At 32.2% G+C, this 10,957-nt stretch carries 7 protein-coding genes and 1 CRISPR repeat array; of the genes, 2 read left to right on the forward strand and 5 right to left on the reverse strand.

What is annotated here, in order from left to right:
- The first annotated feature begins 21 nt into the window (after nt 1-21).
- Nucleotides 22-518: a CRISPR direct-repeat array (repeat unit 36 nt; unit sequence GTTTCCTTATACCAAAAGATGCGAGAGTACCAAAAT).
- A gap of 10 nt (nt 519-528) precedes the next feature.
- The 4 genes from WBF61_RS08940 to cas9 all read right to left on the reverse strand — a co-directional run bounded on the left by WBF61_RS08940 (nt 529) and on the right by cas9 (nt 6,137).
- A complete protein-coding gene (locus tag WBF61_RS08940) occupies nt 529-1,491 on the reverse strand; it encodes a hypothetical protein (protein WP_424255792.1) in 963 nt (320 codons plus the stop codon).
- A complete protein-coding gene (gene cas2 / locus WBF61_RS08945) occupies nt 1,488-1,817 on the reverse strand; it encodes a CRISPR-associated endonuclease Cas2 (protein ID WP_424255794.1) in 330 nt (109 codons plus the stop codon). The genes WBF61_RS08940 and cas2 overlap by 4 nt, the downstream gene beginning before the upstream one ends.
- The gene (gene cas1 / locus WBF61_RS08950; protein WP_424255795.1) at nt 1,801-2,703 is read right to left on the reverse strand and encodes a type II CRISPR-associated endonuclease Cas1; all 903 of its coding nucleotides are present in this window, start codon (nt 2,701-2,703) and stop codon (nt 1,801-1,803) included. The genes cas2 and cas1 overlap by 17 nt, the downstream gene beginning before the upstream one ends.
- A gap of 188 nt (nt 2,704-2,891) precedes the next feature.
- On the reverse strand, nt 2,892-6,137 hold the full coding sequence (gene cas9, locus WBF61_RS08955) for a type II CRISPR RNA-guided endonuclease Cas9 (RefSeq protein ID WP_424255797.1): 3,246 nt from the start codon (nt 6,135-6,137) through the stop codon (nt 2,892-2,894).
- A 238-nt stretch (nt 6,138-6,375) separates the two neighbouring features.
- Between cas9 and WBF61_RS08960 the strand changes: the two genes are divergently transcribed.
- Together WBF61_RS08960 and WBF61_RS08965 are read left to right on the forward strand one after the other, a co-directional pair.
- Complete coding sequence (locus WBF61_RS08960) at nt 6,376-7,506, forward strand: exonuclease SbcCD subunit D (protein ID WP_424255799.1); 1,131 nt, start codon at nt 6,376-6,378, stop codon at nt 7,504-7,506.
- Nucleotides 7,507-10,563: an AAA family ATPase gene (locus WBF61_RS08965; RefSeq protein ID WP_424255800.1), complete on the forward strand. Its 3,057-nt coding sequence runs from the start codon at nt 7,507-7,509 to the stop codon at nt 10,561-10,563.
- Between the two features lie 89 nt (nt 10,564-10,652).
- On the opposite strand, the gene WBF61_RS08970 is transcribed toward WBF61_RS08965, so the two are convergent.
- Nucleotides 10,653-10,957, reverse strand: a 305-nt coding sequence (locus WBF61_RS08970; RefSeq protein WP_424255802.1) for a L,D-transpeptidase family protein, incomplete at its 5' end; no start/stop codon positions are given.

The following is a 10,957-nucleotide window of genomic DNA, read 5'->3' on the forward strand; positions in this document are numbered from 1 at the left end:
TCTTTGAGTGCGCTCGTTTTTGTTTCCTTATACCAAAAGATGCGAGAGTACCAAAATTTGCTTAAGAATTGCATCAAGTGGAATCAAGTTTCCTTATACCAAAAGATGCGAGAGTACCAAAATCATAGCCAATTGCATCAGCATCTGTATAGGTTTCCTTATACCAAAAGATGCGAGAGTACCAAAATCAAATCTAACAAAAGAAGAAGCTGAGTTAGTTTCCTTATACCAAAAGATGCGAGAGTACCAAAATGACATCGAATCAGTTGCTTGACTAGCTTCAGTTTCCTTATACCAAAAGATGCGAGAGTACCAAAATCCAGGGTTATCGATATTCAAAGCATAGCTAGTTTCCTTATACCAAAAGATGCGAGAGTACCAAAATATAGATAATGCGAAAATATAGTGCTTTCGTGTTTCCTTATACCAAAAGATGCGAGAGTACCAAAATAAAACGTACACTAATAATAACCTGATACCTAGTTTCCTTATACCAAAAGATGCGAGAGTACCAAAATGCCAATTTTATTATACCTTATCTTGTATTAGATTTTCAAAATATTCTTTTATATTAGCTGTAATTGCAGTTAGATCAACTATTACAGGAGTACTGGTAAGAATAAAAAGTGAGTAAACATAGATAAAAATAGACAAGTTATCCACAGCTTTTAAAGATAAAAGAACGGTTTCTTGTGCGTACTTATCCACAAGTACCATATACCAATTACAAGCATCTTGAAATATTTCTTCAGACCAACTAGAAGGAATTTTTGAGATTAAATGCTTTTTAACAGCATAACAAGTAGTTTTATTTCTTATTTTCTCTTTGTAAACAATATTGGTAGGAAAAAGAGAAGGATTTTCTGTTTGAATAAAATAGAGAATCCCATTAGTAGACTGTTGAAGGTAATAAATAAAATTTTCTAATTCCTTATCTGAAAGCACAACTTCAGGAAACTGTATATAGATAATTAATTTTTTATCACTTATTGATTCTTCTAATACATTAATTTGAAGAATTAACTTTTCATAATGAGATAGTTGAGCAGAATTTTTTTTTGAAAAAGATAAGCTAGTTTGAATCCATTTTTTATCGAAAGGCAACAAAGTGTAGTGAGTTACGTTTGTTTTTTGTTGGGTATTTAAAAAATCAACTTCTTCAATCAATTCCTCCCAGCTTTCAACTAATTGTTTATAAAATGGAGAAAATTCAAGATTAGTCAAAAATTCTTTTTCCTGTCGAATTAAAACTTTCTCTAAACTAATAAATTTTGTTGAATCATTTGGAGAAAAAATTTGGAATAGAAAGTCTCTTCTTGGAATCAATGTTTGGTTTTCAAAAAGGTTTATTTCTACACCTTTATAGCTGAAGTAATCACTAAAATATTCTACTAATTGATACCATTCTTTTTGCTCACCTTTTAAAATAGTAACTTTATCAACTAAGAAAGAAGTTACTTGTACAGAGTCTTTAATATGCCATTCTTTCATAAAATCACCATCGGATCTTCAGTAATAGCTTTTTCAGTAATGGTTTTATCACCGACAAGCAAAAACATATTGCTGTATTGTTTTTCAGTCACAGCCATAGCTCGAATAGAGCCATGTTTTGGGAGGTTATTTCTTAATCCCATCATATAATTATCTAAACTTGATCGGTTTGGGAAAATTTTTGCGTAGACTGAAAATTGAACCATTGTAAACCCGTTATTAATTAAGTATTTTCTGAATCTAGAATATGTTCGTCTTTCGCTTTTTGTGTTCATTGGCAAATCAAAAAATAATATCAAGCGCATAATTTTATAAGGAGACGCCATTGGCAGGGTAAACCAACAGTTCGGTATTATTCTCGTTCATTCCTTTAATAAAAGATTGAACAAGTATTTCAATCGCATTTAAAATAGTTTGTTTTTGATTGCCAATCAATAGTTTATTATTGCTAATTAAGTGAACAATTTTTTGTTTGGTTTTTAAGTCTAAATAAGTATCTTCTTGACACATAATGCTAATCCATAAATCAATGACAGGACGAAAGGGTTCAATAAGATCATCAGCTAGATTAAAAGCATTGTATTGGTTGTAATGTCCAATACCAAAAGAAGGTTGTAAACCTGAAGCCACAATTGTTCTAGCAACGGTTGAACGAAGGACAATATAACCATAATTTAAACCAGAGTTAATTCCGTCAAAGCTGTCTCTATCTCTAGTAAAGGAATTTCCAAATAAGGTTTTAAAATATAGTTTAGCTGCATGACCTTCGCGATTTGAATCATCTGAGAAATTTACTTGATCAGAATAATGATGCAATGTCTCAATTGAAGTTGAATTTTTTTTCAAATAAGTTAATACAGAAGCTTGATTATTGATTTTTATTTGAATAATTTTTTGCCACATCAAGCCTTTCATTTCAGGAGACCATTTAGCTTGCCTTTCCAGAACTCTAGAAGACTGGTGATGACTATGAGGAGAAAGAGCATAAATATTGGGTAAGTGTTTTTCATCACAGAAAATTAAGAGAATATGGTAATCTGCTAATTTATTTAGTAAGCGAGCAGTTACAACGGTTTGCTGGTTATCGACAATAATTGTATGAATATCAGTAAGCGGTATCAAAATTTCTGTATCTTCTCGAATAACCTTTAAATTATCAAGATACAACCTTAAATAATCAGATTTTTCAATATAGACAACACGCCAGCTCATTTTTATCACTCCTTTTTCCAGATTTATGTACAAAAAAAGCCCCATAAATGGGGCGATTTCGGCATAAAGCCTTATTTTGGTAGGTCCTCGCGACCCTTTGGTATAAGGAAGTCTTCCGTCGAAGACACCCTTATTATAACAAGGTTTATATATTTTGTAAACCCTTTATTAGAATTTTTTCTTTTATATCATTCATTTAAATAAGGACTAAATATTTCTAGATTAATTGGATATTTATTGCCAAGAATATCAATATTATATTTAATAATATTTTTTAAAGGAGTAATAGCAGGCATTTGCTGATTTTTTGTTTTTAAAGTTATATCCTCAATTTCAATTTTATTTTGTCTTGGATTAGCATCGCCTCTAAACAACTTTTCATAATGAACGATTTTTTTAATTTTTTCTTTCGTGATCTCATCTTCACTATTTTCTAGCTTATCATAAGAAATAGTATCATTTTTATATAAACTAAATTGAAATTTATAGCTATCATCGATATTTTTGTAAGGAGCATTGCGACCATTTTCTCCATTATATAGATTCATATCAAGAGTATAAATTCCATCTATTTTTCTAAACCAATTATAAGGAACTCCAAGGTACTTGTATGTTCCTTCTTCATTCATGTAAATATCCACACGAATACTTTTTCTACTTAATAAAACAATATCATTATGAGGACTTTTATACTTATCCGAAATATTCACATGAATACCCAATTTTTTATCTAGATACTTCAAGCTTTTAACTGGTACTTTATCATCTTTCAAAATAAAGCCGTGTTCTTTATAAAAATCTTGGAAAGGATTGTCAGCGTGACTATGAGCATCTATGACTTTTAAAAGTAATTTCCAAGTGTTAGGGTCATGCTGTGCCATTAAAAAGTTATCAGGATTAGCATCAATTTTTTTCTTTAATGCTTCATAAGCTTTCTTATCCAACTGATAAATATTTTTTACTTTCCCGACAACGTATGTTTCATCATCTTTTTCGCGAGTAGAGTAGATGGTTTGATTAGACATGGTTCGATTAGGTTTACGATCAACTTTATGTGAATACTTAATCTTGTCCTGGTAATTTCTTAATGAGCTAACAAATTTAAGTGAGTTGTTGTCAAAAACTTGAGTAGCATTGATTAATTCACCAGTTTCTGTATCAACAGCCACACCTTCAATAGTAAAAGTTGTTTGTTTGAGTTGCTTAAATAACGGCATTCGACCAACACCGGCAACGATTAAGGCATCAATGGCATGATGAAAATGACCAGCATCACGATCTTTACGCATTTTTGTTCTTTTTCTCAATGCAGCAGTGAAGCTTCCACGAATCGATAAGACACCTGTTGGAATAGCGTTATTTCGATAAAAAGTGCGAAGCGAGCTAGAAAAACTTCTCATGGCATACTGTGTATCAACTAAATTCCGATTAATAAAGTCTTTTTGGACTTCCTCATCGTGTTGGACATCTCGTTGTTCTAATAAGTAGCCTAATTTTTTATCGCTAATTCGACGAGATCTAAATAAACTTAAACAATCAGCTTTGAATTCATCAAAAGAGCGTGTCGCTTTACCACTTTGGAAATATTGGAAAGGCGTTAATTGTCCTTTTAATTGATTTTCTGCATGGTAAACGAGTACTTTATTTTGCTGGCTATCATCAAAAGAATAAGAAAGCGGAATAATATGATCAATTTCAAAACGGTTAAAATCATGAACAATATCAGAAAGAGCGATAGATTTTCCAGAATACACACATTTTCCATCTTGAGCATCCCATAATTTAAACGCTAAATGCTGCTTACCATTTAAATACAAGTCTTTTAAATTCTTCACTTCAAGTAAATCACAAATCTTTTTCTCGAATTTTCCTTGGTTCCTTTGGAAATTACTATAGTTCAGTCTTTCTTCATCGCTATTTTTTTCGCGAGCCATTTCAACGACAACATAGGCAAGTTCGCCGTATTGTTCTCGTACAGCGTTAGTGATTTTAATCGCTTCACGATGAGCTCGTTTTGCGACAGTACTTAGAATAGCTTCATCATCGAATTGGATTTTAGTGCCATTTTGTAACTGCTCAAGACGGCTTTTTCCTAGTCCTCGTTCTGAGAAAATTTGCATTTGGTTTTTATTGGTTTCCCATAGCTCAGGCAAGATTAGTTGTATCGCTTTTTTTGAAAGAGCATGGTATTCCTTAAAGGTTGTATCATTAATTAAAGCAGCCGTTACTTCTGGCAAGCTGTCATGGTAGATCAATTGAAATAAGTCTGTTAGCTGTTCTTCTCGACGAGTTAAGCTTTTTTCTGCAGTTAGAATATCGGCTATTTCATCTAAAACAGCGGGATTATCAAAAAAATCAGCGGGAACAGTAGAAATAGATTCTACTAATTTCCTTAATTTCTTAAACCCAATAAAATCAGTGAAAATCGGTTTATTTGTTTTTAAATCAATGCGAGCACCCTTTAAGTCTTCTTCAGGAATAGTCAGGTACTTTGCAATCCCATTTAATGTAATTTTTTTCCCGTTTTTTATGAACGTCTCAATCAGATACTGTTTATCGTTTACTGATAAAAGACTGACTTTTTCTTTTTTATCATTTGCATACCATAAATTATTCAAATCATTTAGCAGATTGTATAAATCAGCTGTATAAGACATTTTAGCGATACGCAATTCTTCTGGATAATAGGTACAACGTCCGCGCATTTTATTAATCATTGTTTCATGTTGGATTTTTCCATCTTCACCAATATAATATTGCCCATACGGGGTGGGGGACTGCTCAGAACCAGGACCATCATAATACATCCGGCGACTGTTAACTAAAGCTAAGTAAGATTCTTTGAAGCTATCAGTAATTTCAGGGTGAAAGGCTTGTTGTTTTTCTAGAATAGCGCTAGCTTCTTTGATATAATCAGTTGTCTTAAAGCGGTTCGTATGATCACGTACGACTTCACCATTTTTTATTTTATCTAATTGAATTTCACAAATGTAACGGTCTTCTAATTTTTTTGCATTCTTTTTTAATTGTTCTTTAGTAGATAATTCACTGCCACTTGTTTTTTCATCTTCTTGTGGCGTATCCAATGTTGTCCCGCGACGTTTAACTAAATGATACAGTGCAGCGGCTAGTTCCTCTTTCGTTACTTGTTCATAAAGAGCGTTGCATCTTGCCTCATACGGATTGTAGTCTTGAATAGAGTTGCAAGAGAAGTTATTTTCTACTAACAATGTTTTCGTTCTTTCTAACCGATGTTTTCTTCTTCTTTTTAATCGTCTTGCACTGCGGAAATTTCGGCGATCTTCATTAGCATTTCTATTCGCTTCTTCAAATAAGCGAACACCAGCGTTTTGAATTTCTCCAGTTTCTTCATCAATGATTCCCCAACCAACACTGGAAACACCGATATCTAAACCTAAAACTAATTTAGACATTGTAAACCCTCCCATTTTATATTATGCAGATAGTATACCATTTTTAAAGAAAAGAAAACGTTCGTTTTATAAGAAAATAGAAAGTTCATAAAGTGTTCATTGAAGAAAAAGAATAAAAGTATAAAACCTACCATTCAGTTTACATCAGAACTGTTGAATGTTAAGGAAAAATGGTAGACTAAAGAAATGAAACCATTAAAAACTAGAAGATAGCAAACTGGATAAGGGGTCGAGATAAATGCGCATATTACATACGGCAGATTGGCATATTGGAAAAATCGTTAATGAAGTTTCTATGTTAGAAGATCAAGAATATTTTTTGAATCAACTCATAGAAAAGTTAAAAAGTCTAGAAGTTGATGTACTGATTATGGCGGGTGACTTATACGATCGAGCTTTCCCACCTAAGGAAGCTGTTTCACTAGTGAATTCGGTATTAACAAGATTGATTCATGAAGTAAAAATACCTGTATTTATGATTGCAGGAAACCATGATAGCAATGAACGTGTGGAATATGGTGCAAGCTTATTTGAATCAAGCAACCTTTATATAGAAGGAACCGTTAAAGAAGAGACAAGAAAAGTTACGATTCAAGGGACTAATTTTTATTTATTGCCATTTGCAGATCATGTGTACATTCGGGAATTATTAAAAGATGACTCCATAAAAAACTTAGAAGATGCAACGAGAGCTCAACTAAATAAAATTAAAGAGACAATGAATAAAGAAGAAACAAATATTATTATCGCTCACGGATTTGTGATCAATATATCTGACGATAAGCGTGATACGAGCGATTCAGAGCGTCCTTTAAGTATTGGAACAGCAGAGTACGTTAATGTAGAATTGTTTGAAGACTTTGACTATGTTGCACTAGGACACTTACACAAGCCACAAAAGGTAAAGCACGATAGAATTCGGTATAGTGGGTCTATTTTGAAGTATTCTAAATCAGAAACGATTCAAAAGAAACAAGTCTCACTAGTAACTTTGGAGAAAGGGAAAGTAGACATTGAACCAATTTATTTAAAACCTTTACATGATATGCGTATAATTAAAGGATTATTTGAAGAGTTGATGTCTCAAAAGTCTGATGATTATGTTTTCTTTGAATTAGAAGATGAAGGGCTAGTCATGGATGCCATGAATCAATTGCGCAGAAGATTCCCAAATGCGATGGGATTGGAATATGCACAAAAAAAAGAAGACACAAATATTTATAAAAAGCACACTCAAAAGAGTCTTAAAGAAAGGCCTTTAGAGGAATTGTTTAGTGACTTTTATAAACAATTCAAACAAAAAGAATTGCCTGCTAATCGTAAAGAAATAGTTGAAAGTACATTGCACAAAATAGGAGGACAAGAATAAATGAGACCACTAAAATTAACTCTAAATGCTTTCGGTCCCTACAAAGGAAAAGTTGATATTGATTTTACTCAATTCAATCAAAAAACTCTTTTTTTGGTAAGTGGTCCAACAGGTGCAGGTAAGACGACTATTTTTGACGCGATTGCGTATGCTTTATATGATGAAGCTAGTGGAACAAGTCGAGGAAAAGATTCTTTCAAATCTCAGTTTGCAACAGACGAAGATCTTTGCTATGTTGAGTTGACTTTTGAATTAGCAGGTAAACAGTATTACATCAAGCGTTCACCAGCTCAAATGGGTCCTGGGAAACATAAGATAAAAAAACATTCCCCGGAAGTAGAATTTATTTATGGTAAAAATGTAACCACTAAAATAGTTGAAGCGAATCAAGAGATTAAAGAATTACTTTCATTATCTTATGAACAATTTAAACAGATAGTGATGTTGCCTCAGGGAGAATTCAAAAAAATGTTGGAGTCTAATAGTTCCGATAAAGAAAAGATTTTTCGGAATATTTTCCAAACGGATACAATTAATACTTTTCAAAATAGTTTGAAAGAAGAAGCCCGCCGATTGAAATTAGAGGTAGAACAAAGTGATAAGATAATGGAGCAATTTGTAGGAGTAATTTTCCCGCAAGAGAATCAGGTTTTAAAAGAAGCAATAGAATTTATGGACATTAAAGAATTACTAGTTGAATTAGACAACTCTATTCAAGATGCCAATAGTAGGATTCAAAACTATTCTGAAGAAATGGTGCTTTTTAGAGATAAAATACAACAGAATCAAGAACATATAAAAGATTTGACTGAGTTAGAACAACTAAAAAAAGCTAGAAATCAATTAGTTCAATTGAAATCGGAAATAGATAATAAACGTCAAAAATTAATTGAAAATGAAAAAGCTCAAAAATTAGTTGGTTATAAAATAGATAAAGAAAAAACAATCAATGAAAATAAGCGATTAAAAAAAGAGTTAGATACTAGTAAGGAATTTTTATCGGAAATAAAAAGGGCTTTGCTAGAAAATAAAAAAAGATTAGACTTAACTGAAAAAAATTATGATGATTTACCAGAAAAAAGAAACAAAATTGTAGAACTAAAACAAGAAGAGCAAACGATTAAAACCATTAAAATAAAAGAAATGAAGATAAGTCAGTTAGAAGAAGAAATTAAAAAAGTGCAATCAGCTAGTGAGAAGAGTCTCCTCTTGTTAGAGAAACAAAAAGGGAATTTGGAGCAGAATAAACAACGATCAGCAGAAATAATCCAAGCTAGAATTAAATCAATGAGTGTCCAAACAGATATCGTTAAATTAAATGAAAAACTAGCAGATAATAAGATAAAAATCACTCTATTTGATGAGTTCAGTCAATTGATAGTAGACAAAAAAAAGAAAGTAGAGTTATTTAAGATAGCAGATACTCAATTCGAGAGTATTCAAAAAGACTATCAGCATCAACGGCTCCTTTATAATCGTAACATCGCAGGTGTACTAGCTAATGAATTAGAGGAAGATAAACCTTGTTTGGTTTGTGGATCAAAAGTTCATCCTTTGCCCGCGATACTTTCTAAAGAGGCTATATCTAAAAAAGAATTAGAGAAAATAGAAACAGAAAAAAATAAAAGTTACCAAGAATACTCGCTGTTAGCGAATGCTCTTTCTTATTTAAATGAACAGATTAAAAAATACGAGCAGACTCTTCAAATAGATGCAGAAAGAGCGTCAGAAAAGTCAACTCAATTACTAGAGCAACAGGCAATAATGCAAGAAAATAAAAGAATAGTAGTAAAAGAGAAAAATGAGTTGGACTATTTAGTTGAACAAGAAGAAGCGATCAACCAAAAAATAGAAGCAGAACAGAAACAAGAAAAACAACTCGAATCAGAAATACAAGAATTGCGTTCTACTTTTCAAAATACGACAAAAAGAATACAAGAGGTAAGAGGAGAAATTAAAGAAGAACAAAATTTGATCAAGTATGGGAACTTAAACCAAGTACAAGAAAAACTAAAAAGATTAGCAGATGAAATAGAACAAATAGAAAGTGAACACAAAAAAAATCACGAGAAAAAAATTGAATTAGAAAAAGAAGAAACACAGTTTAAAACAAAAATTGATTCGTATGAAGCGCAGCTTGAAATGAGTATCAAACGTTATGAAATAGCTTCGATAGAATACGAAAACCAATTACAACTAGTAGGGTTTGATGACCATTTTGAGGATTATCTATTGTCAGAAGAACAAATTTATGACTTAGGTTTAGAAGTTACGGACTACGATAAAAAAGTTTGGGTTAATCAAGAAAAGTATACTGAGAAAAAAGAAAAGGTCGCTTTTATAAAACAGCCGTACACAATCGAAGAGTATCAAGAAGGAATTGCAACGTATGAAAATAAATTAAATGAGCTAAATACACTATACAAAGAACTGATTGGAATAAACAATAAGCATGAATCTGCTTACGCAGAAATTAAAAAGAATTATGAAGCTAAGCAAATGCAGTTAGAAAAATGCAGTTTATATAGCGAGTTATCCGAATTAGCTAATGGATCAAAAGAAACAGATTATATTTCCTTTGAGCGCTATGTGTTGGCTATCTATTTTGAAGAAATTATTCAGGCAGCGAATCTTCGTTTTACACAAATGACCAATAATCGCTATTCTTTATTAAAGAGAGAAGAGAAGGTAAAGGGAGCAGGAGCGAAAGGATTAGATTTGGATGTATTTGATAATTACACAGGTAAAACAAGAAGTGTGAGAACTCTTTCTGGTGGCGAAAGTTTTAAAGCGTCTCTAGCATTAGCATTGGGTTTAAGTGATGTTATTCAAAATCATAGTGGTGGGGTGAGTGTGGATACATTATTTATTGATGAGGGTTTTGGAACATTGGATTCTGATTCTCTATATATTGCAATTGAAACCTTATTTGAATTGAATCAAAGAGGTCGATTAGTTGGAATTATTTCTCATGTTGAAGAACTAAAGATGCGTATTCCAGTCCATATTGACGTAACGAAAACATCAGAAGGAAGTCAAATAACCGTTAAAATGTGATCCTTAGTTAATAAAATAGAAAAAATAAGACTTATGGAACCCTTTAAGGGAACCTAAGTCTTATTTTGTAGTTGGAATGAAAGATGATGTTAATAATTCACTAATTCTGATTGGCTAGTGACGTTGATAATATAAGCGCCTTCTCTAATTCGTTGCATCAGATAAAGCATGTCTGATTGAGAGACTGAAATACAACCCGCTGTTGCTCCTTTACCGTTTACGTGAATAAAGAATGCACTACCCCCGTTAACACCATTGTTGTAATTAAGTGTTATGCCATATTGATACTGAGTCTGATAGTCACTCATATGCTCATCCAATGAACTAGAGCTTGAACGCTCTTGCCACGTATTGTACTGTGCATCTCCAGGGTTACTAATCCAATAAGACTGAT

This window comes from Carnobacterium sp., from assembly GCF_049673005.1.
Classification (GTDB): domain Bacteria; phylum Bacillota; class Bacilli; order Lactobacillales; family Carnobacteriaceae; genus Carnobacterium_A.

Excerpts from the sequence above, each read along its gene's own strand:
- cas1 (WP_424255795.1), bottom strand. The coding sequence starts at position 2,703 with ATGAGCTGGCGTGTTGTCTATATTGAAAAATCTGATTATTTAAGGTTG.
- WBF61_RS08960 (WP_424255799.1), top strand. The coding sequence starts at position 6,376 with ATGCGCATATTACATACGGCAGATTGGCATATTGGAAAAATCGTTAAT.
- WBF61_RS08940 (WP_424255792.1), bottom strand. The coding sequence starts at position 1,491 with ATGAAAGAATGGCATATTAAAGACTCTGTACAAGTAACTTCTTTCTTA.
- cas9 (WP_424255797.1), bottom strand. The coding sequence starts at position 6,137 with ATGTCTAAATTAGTTTTAGGTTTAGATATCGGTGTTTCCAGTGTTGGT.
- cas2 (WP_424255794.1), bottom strand. The coding sequence starts at position 1,817 with ATGGCGTCTCCTTATAAAATTATGCGCTTGATATTATTTTTTGATTTG.
- WBF61_RS08965 (WP_424255800.1), top strand. The coding sequence starts at position 7,507 with ATGAGACCACTAAAATTAACTCTAAATGCTTTCGGTCCCTACAAAGGA.